This window comes from Ramlibacter montanisoli (genome assembly GCF_013087525.1).
Lineage (GTDB): Bacteria > Pseudomonadota > Gammaproteobacteria > Burkholderiales > Burkholderiaceae_C > Ramlibacter > Ramlibacter montanisoli.
Window position 1 is genome coordinate 1,083,314 of sequence record NZ_JABFCS010000001.1, and the last position, 25,801, is coordinate 1,109,114.

Below are 25,801 nucleotides of genomic sequence, written 5' to 3' on the forward strand. Positions count from 1 at the left end.
GTGGCCTTCAATGCAAGGTGCTTCGGCATGCATGAAAGGAAAACCACAATGAACAAACACACCATCCGCACCGGCCTGCTGGCCATCACCGCCGCCGCCTTCGGGCTGGCCGGCTGTGCCGACATGAACATGGGCGGCATGAGCGACACGACCAAGCGCACCGCGATCGGCGCCGGTGTCGGCGCGCTCGCCGGTGCCGCCATCGGCGGCGATGCCAAGGGCGCGCTGATCGGCGCCGGCGTCGGCGCCGCGGGCGGCTACATCTGGTCGCGCCAGATGGAGCAGAAGAAGCTGGCGATGGAACGCGCCACCATGGGCAGCGGCGTGGCGGTCGTGCAGACGCAGGACAACCAGCTGAAGCTGAACGTGCCCGGTGACCTGTCCTTCGACACCGGCCGCGCCGACATCAAGCCGAACATGCGGCCCATCCTCGACCAGTTCGCCAACGGCCTGTCCGGCCAGCCGAACACCGAAGTGCGCATCATCGGCCACACCGACAGCACCGGCGGCGACGAGCTGAACAACCGACTGTCCATGGACCGCGCGCAGGCCACCAAGAACTACCTGGTGTCCCGCGGCGTCAACCCGAACCAGGTGATGGTGGCGGGCCGCGGCGAGCACGAGCCGGTGGCGGAAAACACCAGCGACGCGGGTCGCGCGCGCAACCGCCGCGTGGAGATCTTCCTGGGCGAGCGGAACGCTCGTCGCTGCGCGCTAAGACCGTGTTGGGGTCCGCTGCGCGGAGCCCAACCTACCGGTTTTCGCAGGGTGGGTTGCGCGACAGCGCAACCCATCGTCCCCAATTCAATCGCTCTTCGCCACCAAGGTGAAGTGCTCCACCACGGGCGGCTGCGCGAAGAACGGCCCCACGATCGCGCGCCATTCCGGGAACAGCGGTCCCTGGCGGAACGTCACCGTGTGGTGCTCGAGCGTGTCCCAGAACACCTGCAGGATGTAGCGCTCCGGGCTCTCGATGCCCTTGTTCACCTTGAAGCCGCGCATGCCCTCGGCGCGCGCGATCACGGTGCGCAGTCCGCGTTCGATCGCGGCGTCGAATTCGGCCTGCTTGCCGGGCTGGATGCGGATGTCGGCGAGTTCCAGGATCATGTCGTTCCCCTCAGTATTGCTTGGCGGGCAAGTCTACCGTCAGCCCGTCCAGGTCCTGCGTGAGTTCGAGCTGGCAGCTCAGGCGGCTGTTCGGCTGGCGCGGCGAGGCGGTGAATTCGAGCATGCCCAGTTCCTCCGCCGAAGGTGGCGGCAGCCGGGCCGCGAAGGGTTCCCGCACGTACACATGGCAGGTCGCGCAGGTCATGAGGCCGCCGCAGTCGGCCGCGATGCCGGAGACGTTGGCAGCGGTCGCCGCCTGCATCAGGCTGCCCTTGGGCTTCACGGACAGCGTGGTCTCGACCGCGTCGGCGGCCACCAGGTGGATCTTGATCATCAGAAACGGGCGAAGTATTCGCGGCGCTGGAATTCGTCGGGGTCCTCGGCCGCCTCGAAGCGCTGCTGCTCGGACTGCTTGATGCGCGTGAAGTAGGCGACGAAGTCGCGGCCGAAGGCCTCGCACAGGACGGCGTCCGCCTGCAGCGCGGCCAGTGCATCGCCCAGGCTGGTGGGCAGGCTCTCGCCGGCGCCGGCATAGGGGGCGTCGGTGGCAGGCGGCGCCTTCAGGCCGCGCGCGATGCCGTCCAGCCCGGCGTGGACCTGCGAGGCGAAATACAGGTAGGGGTTGGCCGCCGGTTCGCCGATGCGGTTCTCGATGCGCGTGGCCTCGTCGCCGCAGGCGCCGATGACGCGCAGCATGGCGCCGCGGTTGTCGCGGCCCCACAGCACCGACTGCGGCGCCAGCGCGTTGGGCCGGAACCGTCCGAAACCATTGGCCGTGGGCGTGCAGAACACCGTCATGCCGCGCGCGTGCGCCAGCAGGCCGGCGAGGAAGTGTTCGCCGAGCGCGGACAGCGTGTGCGCGGCGTGCGTCACGTCGGTGCCGGGCTCCGGCGCTTCGCGGCGGAACACGTTGCGGCCGGTGCGCGCATCCAGCAGCGACTGGTGCAGGTGCCAGCCGCTGGACATGATGTTGGGGAAGGGCGGCCGGCACATGAAGGTGGCGTGGTAGCCGGCGCGCCGCAGCGCCATCTTCACGGCATTGCGGAACAGCACCATGTTGTCGGCGGCGGTCAGCGCATCGGTCGCCTCGAACACCGCTTCCACCTGGCTGGGCCCGAGCTCCACTTCCAGCGACAGCAGCGGCAGGCCCAGCGCCTGCGCCGTGTGCTGCACGATGCGCAGCGGCTCCTCGGCGAGGTCGTACCAGCCCTCGGCCAGCAGGTTGTACCCCGGGTGCACCAGGCTGACTTCGGGTGCGGGACCCGGCCAGGCCGCCAGCATCGGGTCGAGCTGCGGCTGCGCGTCCTTGAGCTTGTAGACGTGGAACTCCACCTCCAGGCCGCACTTCATCGTGTAGCCGGCATCCGCCAGCTTCGCCAGCGCGCGTTGCAGCACCCGGCGCGTGTCCAGCTCCACCGGCTGGCCGTCCTGGAACCAGGGTTGCGCGCGCAGCCAGCCGCTCGAAGGCGTCCAGGGCAGCTGCTGGAAGCTCTCCGGGTCGGCCAGCAGCATCAGGTTGGGGGCGTTGCCGAAGCCGGGCAGGGTGGCCGTGCCGCCCGGCTCGAACACCTTGAAGGCCGTGCGGTCGGAGGTGTCCTTGAGCATCAGCGTGCTGACCAGGCCCACGCCCTCGCGCAGCGCGCGCTCCACGGCGGAGGCCACCAGCGTCTTGCCGCGCAACACGCCGTGCAGGTCGCACCAGGAAATGCGCACCAGCTCGGTCCCCTGTTCCCCGAGCAGGCGACCCAGCCGCCGCACCGCCTGCTCGCGCGCGGCGTCCTGGATGCCGCAGCGTTGGGCGAAGCTGCTCACGAAGCCTGGGCTTCCGCCGAGCGCACGGGGCCGCCCAGCCAGGGCGCGCCCGCGCGCCTGGCCTGCACGCGCTCCTGCCACCAGCTGCCCCAGCTGCCCGCGGGCGCGATGCCATCCACCGTGTCGGGGCCCTTCATGTGCGCGGCGAGCGCCGCATCGGCGACGCCGGGGGCGGTCCCGCCCGACTGCACGGCCTCGATCGCCTGCAGCAGCATGCGGCGGTTGGCCATGATCACCTTGTCGCTGGTGCCCAGGTGCTCCCGCGTGCGGTCCTGGATGGGGCCCATGCTCTCCACGGCCCACTGGTCGTGCACGTTGATGTCCTCCTCGCCCATGCCCAGGTAGGTCTGCGTGCGCTGCTCCTCGGGGTTGAAGCCCCAGTTGTTGTGCCGCCCCGATTTCGGCACGTAGTCGGGCAGCGAGATGAACTGCAGCCGCTGCCTGCGCATCGCCTCCCTGTCCACCGGGCCGGCGAAGCTGGTGAAGATGGAGTACCAGTAGGTGTGCTCGTCGTCCACCGGCAGGTGCATCTGCGTGATGGTGAGCGTCTCCGACAGCGGGATCACGAAGGTGTGCGGGAAGATCGCGTTGGTGACGCGCACGTGCGTGAGTTCGTCCGTCATGGTCCGCAGCGCGGTGAGCTGCAGGCCCCAGGGCTTGCTCTCGTAGGAGATCTCGGGCCGGTGGAACTCTCGCATGATCCGCGTCATCGGCCACTTCTCGCCGACGAACTCGCCCGCGCTGGCGCTGCGGAACTGCTTGCCCGCGGGGTTGTCGCCGATCGCTTGCAGCGCGGCGTCGTTCAGGAAGCGGTGCAGGAAGGAGGGATGCGCCGGGTCGATGCCGACCTCGAAGGCCTGCAGCCAGTTGCAGTGCCACAGGCCCTTGAACGCGAAGGTGTGCGTGGCGGGCGCGGCGAAGCAGTCGAATTCCGGGAAGGGCGGCTGCTGGCCCGGCTCGCCCAGCCACGCGAACAGCACGCCGCTTTTCTCCAGCACCGGGTAGCTGCGCTGCTGCACGCGCTCGCACAGCTTGCTGCCGGCGGGCTCCGCCGGCGTCTCCAGGCAGCGCCCCGTTGCATCGAACTTCCAGCCGTGGAAGGGGCAGCGCAGGCCGTCGCCTTCGTGGCGGCCGAAGGAGAGGTCGGCGCCGCGGTGCGGGCAGTCGCGATCGAGAAGGCCCCAGCGGCCGGACGCGTCCTTGAACAGGACCAGGTCCTGGCCCAGGGCGCGCACGGCCTTCACCGGACGCTGCGCCATGCGCGGGTCCAGGCGCGGCTCGAACTCGTCCACCAGCGCCACCGGCTGCCAGTAGCGGCGCATCAGCGCGCCGCAGGGCGTGCCCGGGACTATGCGGGTGAGCAGTTCGTTCTGTTCCGACTTCATCGCGGCCGCCTCAGACGGCAGCCAGGACGGGAAGGAGCAGGCGAAGGCGGATGGTCATGGCGTTCTCCTCGGACGTTCGTTCAGGACAGGGCTTGCTTCAATTGGGCGGCGCACAGTTGCACGGCGACGTTCGCCTCGTCGATCACCCGGCCCATGGTGATGAAGCCGTGGATCTGGCGCTCGAAGTTCACGAGGGTCGCGCGGTTGCCGGCCTCGGACAGCCTGTGCGCGTACTGCAGGCCCTCGTCGCGCAGGGGATCGTAGCCCGCGGTCAGCACGAAGGCGGGCGGGAGCTTCGCATGGTTCTCATGGAGCAGGGGCGAGGCGCGCCAGTCCAGGTCCTGCGCCGGGTCCGGGATGTAGTGGTCGTGGTAGTAGTCCATGCTCTCCTTCGTCAGGAGGTAGCCCTGGCCATTGGCGGCGTGCGAGGGTGCGCCGCGGCGCTGGTCGGTGGCGGGATAGATCAGCAGCTGGAAGGCGATCGGCAGGTCGCCGGCCTCACGCGCCGACAGCGCCACCACGGCCGCGAGGTTGCCGCCCGCGCTGTCGCCGCCCACCGCCAGCCGCGCGGGATCGAGCTTCAGCTCGCGCGCCTGGCTGCGCACCCAGCGCGTGGCCGCCAGCGCATCGTCCACGGCGGCCGGGAAACGGTGTTCCGGGCCCAGGCGGTAATCGACCGCGACGACCGCGCAGCCCGACAGGTTGCACAGCTGGCGGCACAGCACGTCGTGGGTATCGAGATCGCCGATCACCCAGCCGCCGCCGTGGTAGTAGACGAGCACGGGCAGCACCGCGTCGGCGGGCGCGCCGGCCGGCCGGTAGCTGCGCAGCGGGATGGGGCCGGCGGGGCCGGGCACCCGCAGGTCGCGCACGGAGGCGACTTCCGGCGGGTCCGGCTGCGTGAAGGTGCGCCGTTCGCGGTAGAACGCGCGCGCCTCGACCGGCGCCAGGGTGTGGGTGGGCGGCACGCCCTTCTCCTCGATCAACCGCAGCAGTGCGCGGGCCTGGGGATGCAGCATGTAGCGGTCTCCTTGTGCGTTTCGCCCAGTGTAGGGGACGGCGGTTTATGCTTGGCGCCATGAAGCTCCACAACTACTTCCGCTCCTCCGCATCCTTCCGCGTGCGCATCGCGCTGGAGCTCAAGGGACTGGCCTACGACTACCTGCCGGTGCACCTGGTCAAGGGCGAGCACAAGAGTGAGAAGTACGCGGCCATCTCCGCCTCCGGGCTGGTCCCGGCGCTGGAAACCGACGACGGCGAGCTCCTGAGCCAGTCGATGGCGATCATCGAGTACCTCGATGAAACGCATCCGCAGCCGCCGCTGCTGCCCGCCGACGCGCTGGGCCGTGCCCGCGTGCGTGCCCTGGCGCAGCTGATCGCCTGCGAGATCCATCCGCTGAACAACCTGCGCGTGCTCAAGTACCTGGTGCGCGACCTGAAGGTGGAGGAGGAGGCCAAGAACACCTGGTACCGCCACTGGGTGCGCAGCGGCCTGGAGCTGTTCGAAAAGGAACTCGCGCGCCTGCCCGCAGCCACCTACTGCTACGGCGACGCGCCGACGCTGGCCGACTGCTGCCTGGTGCCGCAGATCTTCAACGGCCAGCGCTTCAACGTCGACTTCAGCGGGCTGACCCGCACCATGGCCGCCTTCGAGGCCTGCATGAGGCATCCCGCCTTCCAGAAGGCGCAGCCTTCCAACTGCCCCGACAACGAGGGTTGAACGCATGAGCCCGCAGTGGCCCGCGCCGCCGGGAGTGCTGGCGTTCTGCAGCGAACGCGCCGGCGGCGTGTCCGCGCCGCCCTACGACAGCCTGAACCTGGGCGACCACGTCGGCGACGACGAGGCAGCGGTGGCCGAGAACCGCTCCCGGCTCGCCTCCCAGCTGCAGGCGAGGCCCGTGTTCCTGAAGCAGGTCCACGGCTGCGGCGTGGTGCAGCTGACCCGCGACACGCCCGACGGCATCGAGGCGGATGCCTGCTGGACCACCGAATCCGGCGTCGCCTGCACGATGATGGTGGCGGACTGCCTGCCGGTGCTGCTGGCCGATCGCGCGGGGCAGGTGGTGGGCGCGGCGCATTGCGGCTGGCGCGGGCTGGCCGGTGGCGTGCTGGAGGCGCTGTGGGCGCAGATGGCGCCGCTGGCCGGCGCGCCGCAGGAAGTGGTGGCGTGGCTCGGTCCCTGCATAGGTCCCGAGGCCTTCGAAGTGGGACCCGAGGTCCGCGCGGCCTTCCTGGAGCAGGATGCCGGCGCGGCCCGGGCCTTCCGCCCGCACGGCGAGGGCAAGTTCCTCGCCGACCTGCAGGCGCTGACGCGGCAGCGCCTCGTGGCGTTGGGCATCACCGGCATCCACGGCAACGACGGCAGCCTTGCCTGGTGCACCGTCGGCAATGGCTCAAGGTTCTTTTCGCACCGGCGCGACCGGGTCAGCGGGCGCTTCGCCGCCGGCGTCTGGCGCGCCTGAAACAGCCGCGGCTTCGGCCGCCGCGTCGGCCGCGGCTTCCCGCCGCAGCCGTGCCGCCCGGCGGGCCGGGCGCCCCATCAGGTAGACGATGAGCGCGACCGGGCCCACGCCATAGAGCAGGAAGGTAAAGACCGCGCCCAGCACGGTGCCATTGGGGTGGCCGGCCTCCGCCACCGCCATCATCACTGCCACATAAAGCCAGGCGATGACTACGATGTACACGACGCGGGCCCTTGGTTAATGTTGCACTGCAACATGAATACTGTAATACTCCGGGAAAACCCCGAATAAGCAGGAGACATCGGATGAATTCTGACGTGGACTGGTCCGTCCAGGCGAAGCAATTCCAGCAGGACCTGGGCAAGCAGTGGTCGCAGGCCCTGCAATCCTTCCAACACGGCGCCGCCCCCTTCCCAACCTCCAGTTCTCCGCGGACAGGCTGCTGCAGGAGCTGCAGCAGGCCTACGTCCGCGAAGCCACCGAACTCTGGAACCAGGGCCTCACCGAGCGGGCCGCACCTTCCGACAAGCGCTTCGCGGGGGACGCCTGGTCCCGCAATCCGGTCGCGGCCTTCTCCGCCGCCCTCTACCTGCTCAATGCCCGCACGCTGCTCGGGCTGGCCGAGGCGGCCGACACCGACACCAAGACCAAGGCCCGCCTGCGCTTCGCGGTGGAGCAGTGGATGGCCGCCTCCGCGCCCAGCAACTTCATGGCGCTGAACGCCGAGGCGCAGCAGAAGGCGCTGGAGACCAAGGGCGAGAGCATCGCCCGCGGCGTGAAGAACCTGCTGGCGGACCTGCAGCAGGGCCACGTGTCGATGACCGACGAGAGTGCCTTCGAGGTCGGCCGCAACGTCGCCACCACCGAGGGCGCCGTGGTGTTCGAGAACGAGCTGTTCCAGCTGGTCGAATACAAGCCGCTGACCAAGCAGGTGTACGAGTCCTACCTGGTGGTGCCGCCCTGCATCAACAAGTTCTACATCCTCGACCTGCAGCCGGAAAACTCGCTGGTGCGCTACCTGGTGGACCAGGGCCATCGCACCTTCGTCGTCAGCTGGCGCAACCCGGACGCGTCCATGGAGGACAAGACCTGGGACGACTACATCGCCGACGGCCCGCTGAAGGCGATCTCGGTGGTGCAGGACATCTCCGGTTCGAAGCAGATCAACGCGCTGGGCTTCTGCGTGGGCGGCACCCTGCTGGGGACGGCGCTGGCGGTGCTGGCCGCGCGCAAGGAAAAGCCGGTCGCATCGGCCACCTTCCTCACCACCTTCCTGGACTTCAGCGAGACCGGCATCCTCGACGTGTTCGTCGACGAGCCCTTCGTGCAGTTCCGCGAAATGCAGCTGGGCAAGAAGGGCCTGCTGAAAGGCCAGGAGCTCGCCTCCACCTTCAGCTTCCTGCGCCCGAACGACCTGGTGTGGAACTACGTGGTGGTCAACTACCTCAAGGGCGAGACGCCGCCGCCCTTCGACCTGCTGTACTGGAACAGCGACTCCACCAACCTGCCGGGCCCGATGTACGCCTGGTACCTGCGCAACACCTACCTCGAGAACAACCTCGTCAAGCCGGGCAAGGTCACGGTCTGCGGCGAGAAGGTCGACTTCTCCAAGGTGGATGTGCCGGCCTACATCTACGGCTCGCGCGAGGACCACATCGTGCCGATCGCCGGCGCCTACGCCACCGTCAAGCACCTCCCGGGCAAGAAGCGCTTCGTGATGGGCGCCTCCGGCCACATCGCCGGCGTGATCAACCCGCCGTCCAAGAACAAGCGCTCCTACTGGACCAACGACAAGTTGCCCGCCACCTACGAAGCCTGGCTGGCCGGCGCCAAGGAGCATCCCGGCAGCTGGTGGACCGACTGGGCCAGCTGGCTCAAGGGCCACGCAGGCAAGCAGATTCCGGCCCCCAAGGGCTACGGCAAGGGCGCCAAGTACAAGGCCATCGAGCCCGCGCCCGGCCGCTACGTCAAGGCGAAAGCCTGACGCAAAGAAACCCGGTTAACGTCCCCAGCCCGCCCCCAGTCCGCAAGGAGTCCCCCATGGAAGACATCGTCATCGTTTCCGCCGTCCGCACCGCCGTCGGCAAGTTCGGCGGCTCGCTCGCCAAGATCCCCGCGACGGAGCTCGGCTCCATCGTGATCAAGGAAGCGCTCGCGCGCGCCAAGGTGGATCCGGCGCAGGTCGGCGAAGTGATCATGGGCCAGGTGCTCGCCGCCGGCGCGGGCCAGAACCCGGCGCGCCAGGCGCTGCTGAAGGCGGGCCTGCCCAAGGAAGTGCCCGGCCTGACCATCAATGCCGTGTGCGGCTCCGGCCTGAAGGCCGTGATGCTGGCGGCGCAGGCGATCGCCTGGGGCGATGCGGACATCGTCGTGGCCGGCGGCCAGGAGAACATGAGCGCGGCGCCCCACGTGCTGCCCAACTCGCGCGACGGCCAGCGCATGGGCGACTGGAAGCTGCAGGACACGATGATCGTGGACGGCCTGTGGGACGTCTACAACCAGTACCACATGGGCGTGACCGCCGAGAACGTGGCCAAGGAAAACGGCATCGACCGCGCCGCGCAGGACGCGCTGGCCCTGGCCAGCCAGCAGAAGGCCGCCGCCGCGCAGGACGCCGGCAAGTTCAAGGACGAGATCGTCCCGGTGTCCATCCCCCAGAAGAAGGGGGACCCGATCGTCTTCGCCAGCGACGAGTTCATCAACAAGAAGACCAGCGCCGAAGCGCTGGCCGGCCTCCGCCCGGCCTTCGACAAGGCGGGCTCGGTGACCGCGGGCAATGCCTCCGGCCTGAACGACGGCGCCGCCGCGCTCGTGCTGATGAGCGCGAAGAAGGCCAAGGAACTCGGCCTGACGCCCCTGGCCACCATCAAGGCCTTCGGCACCACCGGCCTGGATCCCAAGGTGATGGGCCTGGGTCCCGTGTCGGCGACCAAGAAGGTGCTGCAGCGCGCCGGCTGGAAGGCCTCCGACGTGCAACTGTTCGAGCTGAACGAAGCCTTCGCCGCCCAGGCCTGCGCCGTCAACAAGGCGCTGGACATCGATCCGGCCAAGGTCAACGTCAACGGCGGCGCCATCGCGATCGGGCACCCGATCGGTGCGTCCGGCGCCCGCATCCTGGTGACGCTGCTGCACGAGATGCAGCGCCGCGACGCGAAGAAGGGCGTGGCCGCCCTGTGCATCGGCGGCGGCATGGGAGTTTCCCTTGCGGTGGAGCGCGCCTGAGCGCGCAGAATGATTTTTCCCCAACGAGACAAAAAGGTGAGCAACATGGCCCAGAAAGTGGCATACGTGACCGGTGGCATGGGCGGGATCGGCACCGCGATCTGCCAGCGCCTGCACAAGGACGGCTTCAAGGTGATCGCGGGCTGCGGCCCCACGCGCGACTTCGAGAAGTGGCTGGGCGAGCAGAAGGCGCAGGGCTACACGTTCTACGCCTCCGTCGGCAACGTCGGCGACTGGGACTCCACCGTGCAGGCCTTCACCAAGGCCAAGCAGGAACACGGCGCCATCGACGTGCTGGTGAACAACGCCGGCATCACGCGTGACCGCATGTTCCTCAAGATGAGCCGCGAGGACTGGGACGCGGTGATCGAGACCAACCTCAACTCCATGTTCAACGTGACCAAGCAGGTCGTGGGCGACATGGTGGAAAAGGGCTGGGGCCGCATCATCAACATCTCGTCGGTCAACGGCGAGAAGGGCCAGGCCGGGCAGACCAACTACTCTGCCGCCAAGGCCGGCATGCACGGCTTCTCGATGGCGCTGGCGCAGGAACTTGCCGCCAAGGGCGTGACGGTCAACACCGTGAGCCCCGGCTACATCGGCACCGACATGGTCAAGGCGATCCGCCAGGACGTGCAGGACAAGATCGTGGCCACGATCCCGGTCAAGCGCTTCGGCGAGCCGAGCGAGATCGCTTCCATCATCGCCTGGCTGGCGGGCGAGGAAAGCGGCTACACCACCGGTGCGGACTTCTCCGTCAACGGCGGCCTGCACATGGGGTGACGCCTCGCGGCGTCGACGCAAAAGGCCCGCACGCGCGGGCCTTTTTCATTTCCGGTCTCAGGCGACGATGTCCTCGATCACCAGCTTGCGGTACTTCTGCCCGTAGGAGATCGGCGCCCCCTTCAGCAGTTCGACGACGCGGTCGGAGTCCTCGCTGTGCGGGGCATGGACCATCAGGCCGTGGTGGCCTTTGGAAGCGCATTCGACGATCTTGCGCACGGTGTCGCCCTCGGTGCCGGCGGACGGCAGGATGGCGTCGTCGCCCTCCGTGCCGGCGAGCTCGCGCTTCACGTCCTGCGGGCTCATCAGCATCATGGCGTCGCCGCCGAAGCCGTTCTGCTCGAGCGTCCGCACCGCTTCCCGGGCGTGCTGCTCGCCGTCGAACATCAGGACCATCCAGCCGGTCGGGTAGAACACGCCGCGCATGGTCTTCATGCTGTCGTCGATGTGAAAAGGTCGCATGGGGAATCCTTTCTCTTCTTCGTGTCCCCCATTGCAGCGCGCACGGCCGGGCTTGGCTGTAGTCGCCCGCGGCAGGGCGGGGTAGGGCCCGGCGTACAAGCCCGGCTAGCGCGCGGCCTCGATGCCCAGCCGCTTCATCTTTTCCCAGAGGTTCTTGCGGCTGATGCCCAGGTGCGCGGCCGCCTGCATGATGTGGCCGCTGCAGTGCGCCAGCGTCCCTTCGATGTAGCGGCGCTCGCATTCCCGGATGTACTGGTCCAGCGTGCCGACCGCGCGCGCGTCGGGCAGCCGGTCGTCGCGCCAGTCCTCGAACAGGTCGGGCGGCTGCAGCTCCGCCGCGCCGCACAGCACGCAGGCGCGCTCGATGCAGTGGCGCAGTTCGCGCAGGTTGCCGGGCCAGGGATAGGCGAGCAGCGCATGCTCGGCGGCCGGCGAGAGCGTGCGCGGCTCGCCGCCGTGCAGCTCGGAGAACTCGCGCAGGAAGCGGCGCGCGAACCACAGGATGTCCTCGGGCCGGTCGCGCAGCAGCGGGATGCGCACGTGGACCACGTTGATGCGGTAGTAGAGGTCTTCGCGGAAGGTGCCGGCCTCCACGCGCGCACGCAGGTCCTGGTTGGTGGCGCAGATGATGCGCAGGTCCACCGGCACCGCCGTCTCGCCGCCCACGCGCACGATGCGGCGGTCCTGCATCGCCCGCAGCAGCTTCACCTGCATGGCGAAGGGCATGTCGCCGATCTCGTCGAGGAACAGCGTGCCGCCGTGCGCCTGCTCGAACACGCCCTTGCGCTGGCGCGCCGCGCCGGTGAAGGCGCCGCGTTCGTGGCCGAACAGTTCCGCTTCGATCAGGCTCTCGGTGATCGCCCCGCAGTTGACGGCCACGAAGGGGCGCTCGCGCCCGGCGCAGGCCATGTCGTGCAGCAGTTGCGCGACGTGTTCCTTGCCGACGCCGGACTCGCCGGTGATCAGCAGCGTGCTGGCATGCGTGGCGAGGCGCCGCAGCGTCGCTTCCACCCGCTGCATCGCCGGCGACAGGCCCAGGGGATGGCTCACGGGTGCCGGCGGCGCGGGCGCGTGGTTGCGGCACAGCTGGCGCACCTTCAGCACCAGGTCGTCCAGGTCGAAGGGCTTGGTCACGTAGTCGGCGGCGCCGGCCTTGAGGAGCGACACGGCGCGTTCGATCGAGCCGTGGCCGGTGATGAACAGGAAGGGCGGCGGCTCGATAGCGGACTCGTGCAGCCGCGCGAACAGGATGTCGCCGGCGAAATCGGGCAACCGGATGTCGCTGATGACGGCGTGGTAGCCCTGGCGGCCGATGGCGCGGTGGGCGTCGGCGGCACGGCGGTGCCATTCGATGTCGAAGCCTTCGAGCCGGAAGCGGTCCACCAGGGACTCGCCCATGATCTCGTCGTCCTCAACCAGGCACAGCTTCGGCGACGGCTTCGGGTTCATGGGTGGTCCTCACGGGCAGGCGGATGCGGAAGACGGTGTGGCCCGGCACGCTGGTGGCACTGATCTCGCCGCCGAGCTGCTGGACGATCTGGTAGGTGACCCACAGGCCCAGGCCCTGCCGCTCGCCTTCGGGCTGCAGGAAGGGCTCGAACAGGTAAGGCAGGCGTTCGGGCGGGACATGGCGGCCGTCGTTGACCACCTCGATCTCCAGCGCGTCCTTCACCCGCACGGTGCGGCAGCTCACGTGCCCGCCGTGCCCGGCGGCCTGCACTGCGTTGTACAGGAGGTTGATCAGGATCTGCCGGGTCGGCGTGGACGGCAGCGGCAGCGGGGCGTCGATGCCGTTGTGCCACTGCAGGTGCAGCCCCTTCTCCTGCGCCACCGCGAGCAGCAGCGTGCGCGTGTCCTCCACGTCTTCGCGGGTCAGGGCATGGCTTTCCACCCGGGCCTCCACCAGCAGGGCGGCCACGGTCTCGCGCACCTGCCGCAGCCCGCGTTCGACGAGGGACAGTGTCCTGGTGGTCAGCTCGTCGCGCGGCCCGTGCCGGCGGAAGGTGCTGATGGCATTGAGCATGCCGCCCAGCGGGTTGTTGATCTCGTGCGCGATGCCAGCGGTGAGGCGCCCGATCGCCGCCAGCCGGTCGGACGCGATCATCTGCCTTTCCAGCGCTTCCTTGTCGCGCAAGGCGCGCAGCATGCGCTGGAACTCCGTGCCCAGGCGGCCGATCTCGTCCTGGCCGCGATAGCGGTGGACGTAGGCGACCTGTTCGGCCGCATGCGGTCCCACCTTGCCCATGGCGTTGGCCAGGTCCACCAGCGGGCGCGCCACCAGCCGGCCCCAGAACCAGCCCGCCGGCAGCAGCAGCAGCAGGACCAGCGCGGTCACCGTGGCGGCGCGCTGCGCCAGCGCCGTGAAGCGCGGCGCGAACACCTTGCCGGAATAGGCGAGCACCAGCGTGCCCATCTCGACGCCGTCGTACAGGATGGGCAGCACCATGTAGAGCCGGCCGCTGCCGGGGTGACCACGGAAGTGGGTTCGCCGGGCGGCGCGGCGGCGATCGCCTGTTCGACCTGCGCGTAGTCCGAGTCGATGTGGCCCGGCTCGCCCAGCATGGGGTAGCGCGTGGGCTGCGTCGAGACGTAGATGCGGTGGCGCGCGTCGAGCAGCATCACGAGCTCGGGCGCGGGGCCGGGCGCGGCGAGGGAGTCCGGCGCGGCCTGGAAGGGTGCGTTGATGATCTCGTAGGCGCGCCAGGCATCGTCGTGCACGATCGGCTCCACCAGCGTGTTGGCCAGCAGGCGCGCCACGCTCTCGGAATGGGAGATCAGGTCGCGCCGCAGTTCGTCGCGCTCGCGCATGACCAGGAGGCCGTGACCAGCACGGCCGTCACGATCACCAGCGCGCAGATGCGCAGCGGTGTCTTGTACGACAGGCTGAGGTCGTGCAGGAAGTTCACGTGCCCTCCACCAGCTGCGCCATCGCCCGCACGCCGTCGTAGAGGGCGGGTCCGCCCAGGACGAAGCCGTCGAGGTTCAGGCGCCGCAGCAGCGCGCGGCCGTCCGGGTCCGCGCCCATGCCGAGCAGCACCGACTGCATGGTGCCGAAGGCCGATGACGACACACCGGCCGAGGCCACGAAGGGCGGGAAGCCGAACTCGGGCGAGCGTTCCACGATGCGGGTGCGCGCCGTGAATTCGGGATGCAGCAGCTGCAGCGAGTCCCAGACATAGCCGTCGACCGCGCCGCCCTGCGCCAGTCCGACGCCCACCGCGTCGACCACCTTGCGGTGGCCGTAGGTGAAGAAGGTCCGGCCGAAGAAGCTGGCCGGCGATTCGCGCGCGCGCAGCAGCGAGTGCAGCGTGAACAGGTGCCCGGAATTGGAATCCGGGTCCGAGTACGCGAACACCTTGCCGCGCAGGTCCGCCAGCGACTCGGTGCGGCGGTCGCCCGCCGGGACGATCAGGTAGGACTGGTAGAGCGGCGCGCCGCGATAGGCGGGCACGGCCAGCAGCCGCATGTGGCGCGCGTTGCGCACGAAGGGGTAGCCGCACACCCAGGCGAAGTCGAGCTGGCCCTGCTGCAGCAGGCCGATCACGTCGCGGTAGCTGCCCCGCTGCACGAAGCGCACCGGGCGCTGCAGGCGCGCATGCAGGTAGCCGCGCCAGTCGTTCAGGAAGGCGAACTGGTTGTCCAGGAAGACCGGCGTGAGGCCCACGCGCAGGCCCGAGGCATCCGCATGCGCACGCCCGTGCACGGCCGCGGCCGCGCAGAGGGCGGCCAGGAAGTGCCTTCGGGCGAGGGCGGTCATGGTGGTGGCGAAAAGCTTGCAGCCAATATGGGCGGCATGGCTTGCGCTGCGTTTGACGCACATCAGCGGTGGGCCGCTGGCGGGCGGGGATTACCCGCGGGCGGGGCGGCGCGGGCGTCCCTTTCCGGTAACGCCCGCAGCCCGGCCGTGTTACCCGACGGTAACCTCCGGCGTCGCACGGATCCTCGCCTCACTGGAGAGCTCGGGGTTCACCCGCGGTGGCACGCTTGATGCCTTTCATGGTGCATGGACCCGCATGACGCCATGGCGCCCTCCCGCACGGCCGATGCGCGCAGCACACGCAGCGCGCCGGTGGCCGTGCGCGCCAGCCGCTGCCTGCATGCACGCCTGAACGCATCGTCCTGCCGCGCCTGCGCGGACGCATGCCCCACCGGGGCGCTCGGGATGGATGCGCAGGGCCCGGTGATGCGCGAGGGGTGCACGGGCTGCGGCCGCTGCCAGGCCGCCTGTCCCACCGGGGCGCTGGCCGCGCGCGGTTTCGAGGGCCTGCACGTGCGAGGCGATGCCGCTGTCCCCCGGGTGATCGCCTGCCTGCACGGCGCGGAGGTGCAGGAGGCCGGCACGCTGCGCGTTCCCTGCCTCGGCGGGATTGCGGATGCGCAACTGCTGCAGCTGTGCGTCGCCACGCCCGACCATGCGGTGGTGCTGCTCGATCGCGGGACGTGCGCCGGCTGCGACAGCGGCGGCGCGCAGCATCCTGCCGCCGCGACCGTGCAAAGGGTGGCGGGCTGGCTGCGCGAGGCGGGCATCGCCGAGGACAGGCTGCCGCGTCTGCGGCGCCGCATGGCGCGCACGGCCGCCGCTTCCATCGATCCCATGCAGTCCCAGGGGCGCGCGCGCCGCGGCTTCCTGGACGCCATCGTGCGCCCGGCCGACGCGCCGCCAGCCGTGCCGGCGGACGACCAGTCCACCCCCGCCAGCAGGCCATCCGCACCCTCACCGCCTTGGCCGCGGAGCACGGCGGCCGCGTGGCGCCGGAGCTGCTGCATCGCATGGAGATCGGTCCGGACTGCCAGGGCCTGCGCATCTGCGCCAGCACCTGCCCGACGGGCGCGCTCCTGCGTTACCGCGATGAGCGGGCGGGCGTGGCCGGTGTCTCCTTCGACGCTGCCGACTGCATCGCCTGCGGCAACTGCGCCGCGGCCTGCCCGCAGCAGGCGCTGCGCCTGCGGGCCGGCGAGGGTGCCGCAAGAGGCCGGCAGGTGTTGACCCGCATCGCCCAGCGCGAGTGCGCCGACTGCGGCGCCCGCTTCCTGTTGACGGACGCGGAGGCGCACACGCGCTGCGACCGCTGCCGCAAGACAGCCGCCCTGGCGCGCGCTGCCTTCCAGACCCTGTTCGCGCAGGACACCCACTCCGGGGCCCGGAGTGCATCACCAGAGGAGCATCGATGACCATCCTGAAGACGAGAACGTCGCGCCGCACGTTCCTGCAGGCGACCGGAGCCGCCGGGGCGGCCGCGGGCGCCGCGCATCTGGGCGGACTGACGACCGCCGGCGAGGCGCAGGCAGCAGCCGCCAAGGGAGACGGCAAGACGGTCGTGACCAAGAGCATCTGCGCGCAGTGCCCGGCCCGCTGCGGCATCGACGTGCACACCACGGACGGCCGCGTGCACGGCATCTACGGCAATCCGGACCACCCGATCTCCAACGGCAAGCTGTGCCCCAAGGGGCCGCTGGGCCTGTACGTGCTGTACGACCCCGACCGCGTGAAGGGGCCGATGAAGCGCACCAACCCGGCCAAGGGCCGGAACGAGGACCCGAAGTTCGTGCCGGTGTCCTGGGACGAGGCGCTCAACACCGTGGCGGCTCGCCTGAACACCCTGCGCGAGAAGAACGAGGCGCACCGCTTCGCCCTGCTGTTCGGCCGGGGCTGGGGTGCTTCCGAAGTGGGCGTGCCGATCAACAGCTTCGCCGCGCTCTACGGCTCGCCCAACGTCGGCATCGGCCACTCCTCGCTGTGCTCGGACGGCTCGGTGCTGGCCAAGCAGTGCACCGACGGCAATGCCTCGTACAACTCCTACGACTACCGCAACGCCAACTACCTGCTGATGTTCGGGGCCAACTTCCTGGAAGCCTTCCGCCCGTACAACAACAACATGCAGGTGTGGGGCTACATCCGCGGCGACAAGGCGCCGAAGACGCGCGTGACCGCGGTGGACGTGCACATGAACCAGACGCTGGCGGCGGCCGACCGCGGGCTGATGGTCAAGCCCGGCACCGACGGCGCGCTGGCGCTGGCCATCGCCCACGTGATCCTCACCGAAGGCCTGTGGGAGCGCAGCTTCGTCGGCGACTTCGCCGACGGCGTCAACCAGTTCAAGTCCGGCCAGGCGGTCGAGCCCGGTGCCTTCCGCGAGAAGTGGGTGCACGGCCTGGTGGACTGGTGGAACGCGGAGCTGAAGGACCGCACGCCGCGCTGGGCCGCCGGCGTCACCACGCTGGCCGAGCGCGACATCGTCGCCACCGCGCGCGAGTTCGGCTCGACCCGGCCGGCCATCGCGCTGTTCGAGCGCGGCGCGCACAACCACAGCAACGGCGTCTACAACGGCATGGCGATCCACACGCTCAACGCGCTGGTGGGCTCGCTCTATTCGGAAGGCGGCCTCGCCTACCAGATGGGCCCGGCCTACGGCGACATGCCGGTCAAGGAGGACGAGTTCAAGGACGCGCTGTCCAAGCCGACCCAGCCGCGCATCGACCTCAAGGGCCATGCGGACGGCTATCCGCTGGCCAAGAACATGATCCAGGAGATCCCGAAGAACCACCTGGCCGGCAAGCCCTACAAGCTGGACACGGTCATGTTCTACATGACCAACCCGGTGTTCTCGGCGCCCAACGCCACCGAGTGGGAAAGGATGATGAAGGAGACCTTCGTCATCGACACCTCGCCCTTCCCGAGCGAGACCTCGATGTACGCGGACCTGATCCTGCCGGACCACACCTACCTGGAGCGGCTGCAGGACGCGCCCACCTATCCCTTCCAGGGCTTCCCGCTGGCGCAGCTGCGCACGCCCGCCGTCAAGCCGCTGTACGACACGAAGTACTTCGGCGACACGCTGATCGAGATCGGCAAGCGCATCAAGGCGCCGATGGCGGGCTACTACAAGGCCATCGACAACACCGAGAACATCATCCGCCACCTGGCCAAGGGCTTCGAGAAGCAGCCGGGCGACAACGGCGTGAACAGCTTCGAGAGCTGGAAGGAAAAGGGGGTCTGGTACAGGAAGCCCTACCACTGGCGCCAGGTGCGGGGCGACTTCTTCGAATGGGACGGCAAGGCCTATGCGAAGGCCATGTCGCCGGAGGAAGTGAAGGCCAAGCTGCTGAAGACGCCGTCGGGCAAGTTCGAGATCCGCTCCAGCTACCTGGAGAAGAACGCGGCCTACGTGACCAGGCACTTCGGCATGCCCGCCGAGAAGGTGGGCTATCCGCAGTGGGTCGAGCCGCGCCACACCGGCGGCGGCGACCTGCACTTCATCACGCCCAAGAACGCGCTGCATGCCGAAGGCCGCAGCGCCAACATGCCGCACGCGATCGCGCTCATGCAGCCCGCCGCGGGCGGCCAGCGCCAGACGCTGATGGAGATGCATCCCGACACCGCGCGCGCCCGCGGCATCCGCGACGGCGACACGGTGAAGGTGTCCACCGACCTCGGCAGCATCACGGCCGTGGTGCGCGTGACGCAGCTCACGCGGCCCGACACGGTGGTGCTGCCCTTCGAGCACGGCCACTGGGCGCACGGGCGCTGGGCCAAGGGCCGCGGCAGCTTCGTCGACTCGATCGTCGGCAACCAGTCGGACCGCATTTCCGGGATGGCCAGCTACTACACGGCCAAGGTCAAGGTCGAACGGGCCTGATGCCCACCATCACAGGAGACAGACATGGCTAAGTGGGGAATGGTCATCGACCTCGAGAAGTGCGCCGGCTGCCAGGCCTGCACCACCTCGTGCCAGATGGAGAACACGCGCCAGCCGGGCGAGAACTGGCAGGACGTGCTGTATTACACCGAGGGCAGCTTCCCGAGCGCGGAACTGAAATGGTTCCCGCGCCCGTGCATGCACTGCGAGGAGCCTTCGTGCGCCGCGGTCTGCCCGACCAAGGCGACCTACAAGGACCCGGACGGCTTCGTGCTGGTGGACTGGGACAAGTGCATCGGCTGCAAGTTCTGCATGGTGGCGTGCCCCTATGGCGCGCGCTTCTACACCGACGAGAAGGCCGCCGTCGAGCCCGGCGTGAAGAGCGTGTTCCCGGGCGACCGCTCGCGGCAGTGGAACCCGCCCTGGAAGATGCCGGATGCGCGCGAGGACATGGCCAAGGGCGTGGGCGTGCAGCCGCCGGGCGTGGTGTCCAAGTGCACCTTCTGCAACCACCGCGTATCCAAGGCACCGGCCGGCACCATGGACCTGGATCCGGCGAACCCCGCCACGCGCGACTTCACGCCGGCGTGCGTGGTGACCTGCGCACCGGGCGCCCGCGTGTTCGGCGACCTGGGCAACCCGAACAGCCAGGTGAGCCGCCTGATCGCCGACCGCGGCGGCGTGCGCCTGCTGGACCACACCGGCAACAAGCCGCAGGTCTATTACCTCTCGGGCGGTTCCGCCGGCGCCGTGCCGGCCACCCGCGCCACGCACAAGGGCCAAGGAGAAGCATGATGATCACGCACAACAAGGTTCCGGGGCCGGTCAACACGGTCCTGCTCGTGGCGGGCATCGGCCTGCTGGCCAGCCTCGCAATCGCGCTGGGTGCGCTGCTGACGCAAGGCCACGCCGCCTTCAACACGGCCAGCCACGGCGTCACCTGGGGCCTGCCGGTCGCGGTGTACGTCTTCTTCGTGCTGACCTCCACCGGCCTGACCTTCGTCGCCTCGCTGGCGATGGTGTTCGGCTTCAAGGCCTTCTACCCCATCGCCAAGCGCTGCATCTGGCTGGCGCTCGCCACACTGGTCGCCGGCTTCGCGACGCTCGCGCTCGAACTGGGGCACCCGTTCCGCATGCTGTGGGCCATCCCGCTGAACTTCCAGGTGAAGTCGCCGCTGCTGTGGATGGGCGTGTTCTACGCGGCCTACCTGGTGCTGCTGCTGCTGAAGTTCCGCAAGGTCAATGGCGGCGACTGGAGCAGCACCACCTCGCGCCGGCTCGGGGCGTGGTCCTTCGCCACCGACCTGCTGGCCAGCGCCACGCTGGGCGCGGTGTTCGGCATGATGGCCATGCGGCCCTTCTGGTACGGCCCGCTGATGCCGCTGTTCTTCCTGGTCACGGCCTGCGTGTCCGGCGGCGCCTTCGCCATCCTCATCACCTACCTCGCCTACGGCAGCCAGCAGGCCATGCCCCGCAGGTGCGCACGCTGGTGACGGGCGCCTTGCCCAAGGTCTTCGCGGGGGTGCTGGCGGTGGCGCTGCTGGCCTCCGTCTCGCGCGCGGCCAACGGCCTGTGGAGCAACGCGGACGGCCTGCAGGTGTGGCAGCAGGTCGTGCGCGGGCCCTGGTTCTGGCTGGAGATCGGCGGGCTGGCCGCGGCCTTCTTGCTGATGGCCAACGCGGGCCTGCGCATCCGCCAGGGCGCGCAGCTGGCGGCGGCCCTGCTGGCCGTGGGCGCCGCGGCGATCGGCCGCTACGAGTTCGTCATCGGCGGACAGCTGGTGCCCATGTTCAAGGGCTCGTGGGTGCAGGGCCTGGTGCAATACACGCCCTCGGGCACGGAATGGATGCTGGCGCTGATGGCCGTGTCGCTCGTCTTCGTGGTGTACGCGCTGGGCGAGCGCCTGCTGGACCTTTCCGCCACGCCCGACACGGCCTGAGCCGCGGCAAAGCGCAGGAGCCCCCGATGAACACGGACGAAGAAGCAGCGGCACGGGCCGACCTGTACCTGGCGCTCGCGACGGCCTTCCAGGTGCCGCACCTGGCGGGCTTCGCGGAAGCCATGCGCCTGCACCTGGCCGACGACCTGCAGGAGCTGGCCGGCGAGCTGGGGCTGGACTGCGGGGAAGCCGTGTCGCAGCTGCGCGAGGAGATGGCGCGCGTGCCGGACCAGCTCGCGCTGCTGCAGTGCTACAGCGCCTTGTTCCTTGCCACGTCCGCGCCGGCCTGGATCAACGTGGGGCGCTACCTGGACGGCGCCCTCAATGGCGGCACGGTGCGGGCGATGGAAGAGGCCTACCTCGCGTGCGGGCTGGTGCGCAACGCCGCCCTGCGGGACCTGCCGGACCATCTCTCCGTGGTGCTGGAATTCCTGTCCGGATTGTACGGGGCCATGGCCGAGGGGACACCCGCGGTGGACCCCGGCCACTTCCTGTACGGCCTGGTCGCGCCCTGGATGGCCCGCTTCGAGGGCGACCTGGCCCATGCAGCGGCGCAGGACCCGCAGCCGAATCCCTACCATCCGCTCGCCCGCATCCTGTGCGCCGCCGTCCAGCGCCACGCGGTGGAGCCGCCCATGGATCCGGCGCTGCGCCGCAAGCACCAGGCCATGCTGCGCGCGCGCGGCATGTACGCGGCGCGCGGCATCACGGCGGAGGACCTGGAGGAGATCCGCGCCAAGCTGCAGGAGCGCGGGCTCTCCACCGCGCACATTCCCGCCTCGGCGGAGGAAGCCGCGCAGCGGCTGCAGTTGGCGACGGGCCGCGCGGCCCACGCCTGAAGGAGCCGGCATGAAGGTCTTCGGCATCGCCGGCCACTCCGGCATGGGCAAGACGACGCTGCTGGAGCGGCTGTTGCCCGAGCTGCGCGCGCGCTCCCTGCGCGTCTCGCTGGTCAAGCAGAGCGGCAAGGACATCGAGGTGGACCGGCCAGGCAAGGACTCCTGGCGCCTGCGCGAGGCCGGCTGCCACGAGGTGCTGCTGCTCGGGACCCGGCGCTGGGCCCTGATGCGCGAGCTGCCGCCGGCGCAGGAGCCCTCGCTGGAAGAACTGCTCGCGCGCCTGGACACCTGCGACCTGGTGCTGGTCGAAGGCTTCCGCCATGGCGACCTGCCCAAGCTCGAGGTCTGGCGCGCCGCGGAGGGCAGGGCGCCGCTGGCGCCCGGGCTGGACATCCGCGCGGTGGCGGCGCCGGCCGCCGATGCGCGCGCCCTGCGTGCCCTGTCACCGAACTGCCGGCGCCTGCGCCTGGAGGACACCCACGCGATCGCCGACTTCGTGCTCGCCGCGGCACGGCCGGTCCGCGGCGTGGAGTCTGCCATCCCGCGCTACCAGTTGCACGCCACCGCCCGCACGCTCCAGTAGCGCCCACCCCTCGCCGGTGGGGCCTTTCCAGATTTCGATAGAATTCGAAATATGGAAGAGAACTCCGCCGTCGCCTGCCTCGCGGCCCTGGCCCAGCCCGTTCGCCTGCGCGTCTTCCGCGCGCTGGTCGGCACCGGCCCGGGCGGCATGACGCCCACCTCATTGGGCGCGATGCTCGACGTCCCGCCTTCCACGCTGTCCTTCCACCTCAAGGAACTGATGCACGCCGGCCTGGTGCAGCAGGAGAGGGACGGGCGCAACCTGATCTACCGCGCGGCGCTGGACCGCATGTCCACGCTGATGGACTACCTCGCCGCCCACTGCTGCCTGGGCGCCGGCTGCGAGGAGATCACCGCCGTTTCCTGCCGCAAATGCTGAACCCCTGCCGATGAACCTCTTCGAACGCTACCTGACCGTCTGGGTCTTCCTCTGCATCGTCGCCGGCATCGCGCTCGGCCAGTTCTTCCCCTCTGTCTTCCAGGCCGTCGGCCGCATGGAAGTGGCCAGCGTCAACCTGCCGGTCGGACTGCTGATCTGGGTGATGATCATCCCGATGCTGGTGAAGGTGGACTTCGGCGCCTTGCACCAGGTGCGCCGGCACTGGCGCGGCATCGGCGTCACGCTGTTCGTGAACTGGGCGGTGAAGCCCTTCACCATGGCGCTGCTCGGGTGGATCTTCATCCGCCACGTGTTCGTGCCCTGGCTGCCGGCCGGCCAGGCCGACAGCTACATCGCCGGCCTGATCCTGCTGGCGGCCGCCCGTGCACGGCCATGGTGTTCGTGTGGAGCCGGCTGACCTCGGGCCATCCGCTGTTCACGCTGTCCCAGGTGGCGCTGAACGACACCATCATGGTGTTCGCCTTCGCCCCGATCGTGGCGCTGCTGCTGGGCCTGTCCTCGATCGTGGTGCCCTGGGACACGCTGATCACTTCGGTGGTCCTGTACATCGTGATCCCGGTCGTGCTGGCGCAGTGTGGCGCAAGAGCCTGCTCAAACGCGGCCAGGCCGCCTTCGACGCCGCGCTGGCGCGCATAGGCCCCTGGTCCATTGCGGCGCTTCTCGCCACGCTGGTCCTGCTGTTCGCGTTCCAGGGCAAGGCGATCCTGGAGCAGCCGCTGGTGATCGCGATGCTGGCGGTTCCCATCCTGATCCAGGTCTTCTTCAACTCCGCGCTGGCCTACTGGCTCAATCGCCGGCTGGGCGAGTCGCACAGCGTGGCCTGTCCCTCGGCCCTGATCGGCGCCAGCAACTTCTTCGAACTGGCGGTGGCTGCCGCCATCAGCCTGTTCGGCTTCGAATCGGGTGCGGCCCTGGCCACCGTGGTGGGCGTGCTGATCGAAGTGCCGGTGATGCTGCTGGTGGTGCGCGTGGTGAACCGGACCAAGGGCTGGTACGAGGCCGGGCCCGCCGTGCGGCCGCTTCTTTCGGAACCGGGAGTGCTCCATGAACGCGGTCGTTGATTCCTTCCTCTCGATCGATGCCCTGAACGCCGGCTGCTTCTGCGTCAGCCTGGACCAGGCGAGCCTGGCCCGCGCGCTGGAGCAGGAGTTCGGCTCCCCCGCCATCGTGCAACTGGTGCGCGAGCGCTGCCCCTACCTGTTCTCCGCGCGGCCGGTGTTCGTGGCGCACGCGCACATGGAGCGCATGGAAGCCGTGGTGAAGGCGGTGGAGGCGATGGTGGCGCTGCCGGCCTACCGCGAGCGGGTGCTGGCGCGCGCGCCGGCCATCGCGCGCCATGCGCAGGGCGGCTCGCGCGGCGTCTTTTTCGGCTACGACTTCCACGTGGCGCAGGACAGCTTCGGCCTCATCGAGGTGAACACCAACGCGGGCGGCGCCATGCTCAACGCGATCCTCGGGCGGGCGCACCGTGCCTGCTGCGTGCCGGTGGAGCGGCTGGGGCCGTCCGTGGCGAGCGCGGAAGCCTTCGAGCGCGCGATCGTGGACATGTTCCATGCGGAGTGGCGGCTGGCCGGTCGCACCGGGCCGCTGCGCACGATCGCGATCGTCGACGAGGCGCCCACGGAGCAGTACCTGTATCCCGAGTTCCTGCTGTTCCAGCGGCTGTTCGAGCGCAATGGCCTGCGGGTGGTGATCGCGGACCCGGGCGAGCTGCGCGTGGAAGGCGATGCGCTGTTCGCCGGCGAGGACAGGGTCGACCTGGTCTACAACCGCCTGACCGACTTCTACCTCGAGGCACCTGCGTCGCAGGCGATCCGGCAGTCCTTCGAGGCCGGTGGCGTGGTGCTGACGCCGCATCCCCAGGCGCACGCGCTGTACGCCGACAAGCGCAACCTGGCGCTCTTCAGCGATGCGCAGGCGCTGGAGGCGCTCGGCGTGCCGGAAGCAACGCGCGCGGTGCTGCTCGCGGGCGTACCGCGCACGGTGCTGGTGGATGCGCAGAACGCCGACGAGCTCTGGAGCCGACGCAAGCAGCTGTTCTTCAAGCCTTTCGCCGGCTACGGCAGCCGCGCCGCCTACCGCGGCGACAAGCTGACGCAGCGCGTCTGGTCCGAGATCATTGCGGGCGGCTACGTGGCCCAGGCCCTGGTGGCGCCCGGCGAGCGTGCGGTGGACGCATCCGCCGACAGGCCGCTGAAGTTCGACCTGCGCCAGTACGTGTACGACGGCCACGTGCAGTGGAGCGCCGCGCGCGTGTACCAGGGGCAGACCACCAACTTCCGCACGCCCGGTGGCGGTTTCGCGCCGGTGTACGCAGGGCCGCCCTGAGCGCGGCTCAGAGCATCGCGAGCGGGGAAGGTCCCGCCGGCGGCGCGAACAAGGCGTCGAGTTCCTGCAGCTCCTCTTTCGACAGAGCGCGTGCGGCGGCCGAGGCGTTCTCCTCCAGCCGCTGCGGGCTGCCGGTCTTCGGGATCGCGATCACGCCGTCCTGCGCCAGCAGCCAGGCGACCGCCACCTGCGCCGGCGCCATGCCGTGCTTCTTCGCGAAGGCAGCCAGCGGGCGCTTGCGCAGCAGTCGCCCCTGGTCGAAGGGCGAATATGCCATCACCGGGACGCCGCGCTCGCGCAGCCAGGGGCGCAGGTCCCACTCGATGCCGCGCTCGCCGAGGTTGTAGAGCACCTGGTTCACCTGGGCGGCGGAACCGCCGGGGTGGCCCAGAGCTGCTGCATCGTCGCGCCATCGAAGTTGCTGACGCCCCAGTGCCGGATCTTGCCGGCCTGCCGCAGCGCCTCGAAGGCTTCCACGGTCTCCGCCAGCGGCACCGCGCCCGGCCAGTGCAGCAGGTACAGGTCGATCGCCTCCACGCGCAGGCGCCGCAGGCTGGCCTCGCAGGAGCGATGCATCGCGCGCAGCGAGGCGTTGTGCGGATAGACCTTGCTGACCAGGAAGACCTGGTCGCGCCGGCCCGCGATGGCTTCGCCCACCAGCCGTTCCGAGCGGCCGTCGCCGTACATCTCCGCCGTGTCCACGAGCGTCAGGCCCAGGTCGATGCCGCGGCGCAGGGTGGCGATCTCCTCTTGGCGTACCTGCGGGTCGTCGCCGATGTTCCACGTGCCCTGGCCGAGGGCCGGCACGCTTTCGCCGCAGGGCAGCTGGATGCGTTTCACGCG

General features: G+C 69.7%; 26 protein-coding genes and 4 pseudogenes. 17 read left to right on the plus strand and 13 right to left on the minus strand.

Annotated features, from left to right (window positions below; translation table 11 throughout):
* Positions 1–48: 48 nt before the first annotated feature.
* Positions 49–705 (plus strand): annotated as a pseudogene (locus HK415_RS05670) (YiaD family glycine zipper/OmpA-like lipoprotein); the annotation flags it as partial.
* A gap of 99 nt (positions 706–804) precedes the next feature.
* Here the strand turns inward: HK415_RS05670 and HK415_RS05675 are convergent.
* The 5 genes from HK415_RS05675 to lipP1 form a co-directional block, all read right to left on the minus strand.
* Positions 805–1,107, minus strand: a complete 303-nt coding sequence (locus HK415_RS05675; RefSeq protein WP_171563188.1) for an antibiotic biosynthesis monooxygenase family protein — start codon at positions 1,105–1,107, stop codon at positions 805–807.
* Positions 1,108–1,117: 10 nt separating this feature from the next.
* Positions 1,118–1,441 carry a 2Fe-2S iron-sulfur cluster-binding protein gene (locus tag HK415_RS05680; RefSeq protein WP_171557220.1) on the minus strand — a complete coding sequence of 108 codons (324 nt, stop codon included), beginning with the start codon at positions 1,439–1,441 and terminating at the stop codon, positions 1,118–1,120.
* Positions 1,441–2,919 (minus strand): glutamine synthetase family protein, encoded by a 1,479-nt coding sequence (locus HK415_RS05685; protein WP_171557223.1) that lies wholly within the window; start codon positions 2,917–2,919, stop codon positions 1,441–1,443. Before HK415_RS05685 ends, HK415_RS05680 begins: the two co-directional genes overlap by 1 nt.
* Positions 2,916–4,304: a Rieske 2Fe-2S domain-containing protein gene (locus HK415_RS05690; RefSeq protein ID WP_171557225.1), complete on the minus strand. Its 1,389-nt coding sequence runs from the start codon at positions 4,302–4,304 to the stop codon at positions 2,916–2,918. The genes HK415_RS05685 and HK415_RS05690 overlap by 4 nt, the downstream gene beginning before the upstream one ends.
* A gap of 80 nt (positions 4,305–4,384) precedes the next feature.
* Complete coding sequence (lipP1, locus tag HK415_RS05695) at positions 4,385–5,323, minus strand: LipP1 family hormone-sensitive lipase (RefSeq protein ID WP_171557228.1); 939 nt, start codon at positions 5,321–5,323, stop codon at positions 4,385–4,387.
* Between the two features lie 59 nt (positions 5,324–5,382).
* Between lipP1 and maiA the strand changes: the two genes are divergently transcribed.
* Both maiA and pgeF read left to right on the plus strand, forming a co-directional pair.
* On the plus strand, positions 5,383–6,024 hold the full coding sequence (maiA, locus tag HK415_RS05700; RefSeq protein WP_171557230.1) for a maleylacetoacetate isomerase: 642 nt from the start codon (positions 5,383–5,385) through the stop codon (positions 6,022–6,024).
* 4 nt (positions 6,025–6,028) lie between these two features.
* Positions 6,029–6,766, plus strand: coding sequence for a peptidoglycan editing factor PgeF (pgeF, locus tag HK415_RS05705; RefSeq protein ID WP_171557233.1), 738 nt, complete (start codon positions 6,029–6,031; stop codon positions 6,764–6,766).
* Here the strand turns inward: pgeF and HK415_RS05710 are convergent.
* On the minus strand, positions 6,698–6,988 hold the full coding sequence (locus HK415_RS05710; RefSeq protein WP_171557236.1) for a hypothetical protein: 291 nt from the start codon (positions 6,986–6,988) through the stop codon (positions 6,698–6,700). The genes pgeF and HK415_RS05710 overlap by 69 nt on opposite strands.
* A gap of 163 nt (positions 6,989–7,151) precedes the next feature.
* Here HK415_RS05710 and phaC point away from each other — a divergent pair, with 163 nt between their 5' ends.
* From phaC to phbB, 3 genes are read left to right on the plus strand one after another with little or no spacing between them, the layout of a single operon-like run.
* Positions 7,152–8,750: a class I poly(R)-hydroxyalkanoic acid synthase gene (gene phaC / locus HK415_RS05715; protein ID WP_373684634.1), complete on the plus strand. Its 1,599-nt coding sequence runs from the start codon at positions 7,152–7,154 to the stop codon at positions 8,748–8,750.
* A 56-nt stretch (positions 8,751–8,806) separates the two neighbouring features.
* Positions 8,807–9,988: an acetyl-CoA C-acetyltransferase gene (locus HK415_RS05720; RefSeq protein WP_171557238.1), complete on the plus strand. Its 1,182-nt coding sequence runs from the start codon at positions 8,807–8,809 to the stop codon at positions 9,986–9,988.
* A gap of 45 nt (positions 9,989–10,033) precedes the next feature.
* Positions 10,034–10,771, plus strand: a complete 738-nt coding sequence (gene phbB / locus HK415_RS05725; RefSeq protein ID WP_171557240.1) for an acetoacetyl-CoA reductase — start codon at positions 10,034–10,036, stop codon at positions 10,769–10,771.
* 57 nt (positions 10,772–10,828) lie between these two features.
* On the opposite strand, the gene HK415_RS05730 is transcribed toward phbB, so the two are convergent.
* The 6 genes from HK415_RS05730 to HK415_RS05745 all read right to left on the minus strand — a co-directional run bounded on the left by HK415_RS05730 (position 10,829) and on the right by HK415_RS05745 (position 14,990).
* Positions 10,829–11,233: an RNA-binding protein gene (locus tag HK415_RS05730; protein WP_171557242.1), complete on the minus strand. Its 405-nt coding sequence runs from the start codon at positions 11,231–11,233 to the stop codon at positions 10,829–10,831.
* Positions 11,234–11,338: 105 nt separating this feature from the next.
* A complete protein-coding gene (locus HK415_RS05735; RefSeq protein ID WP_171557244.1) occupies positions 11,339–12,682 on the minus strand; it encodes a sigma-54-dependent transcriptional regulator in 1,344 nt (447 codons plus the stop codon).
* Positions 12,645–13,679, minus strand: coding sequence for a sensor histidine kinase (locus tag HK415_RS05740; RefSeq protein ID WP_216369737.1), 1,035 nt, complete (start codon positions 13,677–13,679; stop codon positions 12,645–12,647). Before HK415_RS05740 ends, HK415_RS05735 begins: the two co-directional genes overlap by 38 nt.
* Positions 13,565–14,041, minus strand: coding sequence for a hypothetical protein (locus tag HK415_RS23790; protein WP_216369738.1), 477 nt, complete (start codon positions 14,039–14,041; stop codon positions 13,565–13,567). The genes HK415_RS05740 and HK415_RS23790 overlap by 115 nt, the downstream gene beginning before the upstream one ends.
* The gene (locus HK415_RS25860; RefSeq protein ID WP_256373041.1) at positions 14,008–14,139 is read right to left on the minus strand and encodes a hypothetical protein; all 132 of its coding nucleotides are present in this window, start codon (positions 14,137–14,139) and stop codon (positions 14,008–14,010) included. The genes HK415_RS23790 and HK415_RS25860 overlap by 34 nt, the downstream gene beginning before the upstream one ends.
* The gene (locus tag HK415_RS05745) at positions 14,136–14,990 is read right to left on the minus strand and encodes a substrate-binding domain-containing protein (protein ID WP_171557247.1); all 855 of its coding nucleotides are present in this window, start codon (positions 14,988–14,990) and stop codon (positions 14,136–14,138) included. The genes HK415_RS25860 and HK415_RS05745 overlap by 4 nt, the downstream gene beginning before the upstream one ends.
* A 264-nt stretch (positions 14,991–15,254) precedes the next feature.
* Here HK415_RS05745 and HK415_RS26860 point away from each other — a divergent pair.
* The 11 genes and pseudogenes from HK415_RS26860 to HK415_RS05790 form a co-directional block, all read left to right on the plus strand.
* Positions 15,255–15,473 (plus strand): annotated as a pseudogene (locus HK415_RS26860) (4Fe-4S dicluster domain-containing protein); the annotation flags it as partial.
* A 482-nt stretch (positions 15,474–15,955) separates the two neighbouring features.
* Positions 15,956–16,405, plus strand: a complete 450-nt coding sequence (locus HK415_RS24610) for a 4Fe-4S dicluster domain-containing protein (protein WP_253261778.1) — start codon at positions 15,956–15,958, stop codon at positions 16,403–16,405.
* On the plus strand, positions 16,402–18,870 hold the full coding sequence (locus tag HK415_RS05755) for a molybdopterin-dependent oxidoreductase (protein ID WP_171557251.1): 2,469 nt from the start codon (positions 16,402–16,404) through the stop codon (positions 18,868–18,870). Before HK415_RS24610 ends, HK415_RS05755 begins: the two co-directional genes overlap by 4 nt.
* Before the next feature lie 24 nt (positions 18,871–18,894).
* Entirely contained in the window at positions 18,895–19,665 is a 771-nt protein-coding gene (locus HK415_RS05760) for a 4Fe-4S dicluster domain-containing protein (RefSeq protein ID WP_216369739.1), read from the plus strand.
* Positions 19,662–20,363 carry an NrfD/PsrC family molybdoenzyme membrane anchor subunit gene (gene nrfD / locus HK415_RS23795; protein WP_216369740.1) on the plus strand — a complete coding sequence of 234 codons (702 nt, stop codon included), beginning with the start codon at positions 19,662–19,664 and terminating at the stop codon, positions 20,361–20,363. The genes HK415_RS05760 and nrfD overlap by 4 nt, the downstream gene beginning before the upstream one ends.
* Positions 20,360–20,809 carry a hypothetical protein gene (locus tag HK415_RS23800; protein ID WP_216369741.1) on the plus strand — a complete coding sequence of 150 codons (450 nt, stop codon included), beginning with the start codon at positions 20,360–20,362 and terminating at the stop codon, positions 20,807–20,809. The genes nrfD and HK415_RS23800 overlap by 4 nt, the downstream gene beginning before the upstream one ends.
* A gap of 26 nt (positions 20,810–20,835) precedes the next feature.
* A complete protein-coding gene (locus tag HK415_RS05770) occupies positions 20,836–21,648 on the plus strand; it encodes a molecular chaperone TorD family protein (protein WP_171557253.1) in 813 nt (270 codons plus the stop codon).
* A gap of 10 nt (positions 21,649–21,658) precedes the next feature.
* Positions 21,659–22,231 (plus strand): molybdopterin-guanine dinucleotide biosynthesis protein B, encoded by a 573-nt coding sequence (mobB, locus tag HK415_RS05775; protein ID WP_171557256.1) that lies wholly within the window; start codon positions 21,659–21,661, stop codon positions 22,229–22,231.
* Positions 22,232–22,282: 51 nt separating this feature from the next.
* Positions 22,283–22,609: an ArsR/SmtB family transcription factor gene (locus HK415_RS05780; protein ID WP_171557258.1), complete on the plus strand. Its 327-nt coding sequence runs from the start codon at positions 22,283–22,285 to the stop codon at positions 22,607–22,609.
* A 10-nt stretch (positions 22,610–22,619) separates the two neighbouring features.
* Positions 22,620–23,691, plus strand: a pseudogene (gene arsB / locus HK415_RS05785) (ACR3 family arsenite efflux transporter).
* Positions 23,675–24,958: a hypothetical protein gene (locus HK415_RS05790; RefSeq protein ID WP_171557261.1), complete on the plus strand. Its 1,284-nt coding sequence runs from the start codon at positions 23,675–23,677 to the stop codon at positions 24,956–24,958. Before arsB ends, HK415_RS05790 begins: the two are co-directional and overlap by 17 nt.
* A 7-nt stretch (positions 24,959–24,965) precedes the next feature.
* Here HK415_RS05790 and HK415_RS05795 read toward each other — a convergent pair.
* Positions 24,966–25,798, minus strand: a pseudogene (locus tag HK415_RS05795) (aldo/keto reductase).
* Between the last annotated feature and the right edge of the window lie 3 nt (positions 25,799–25,801).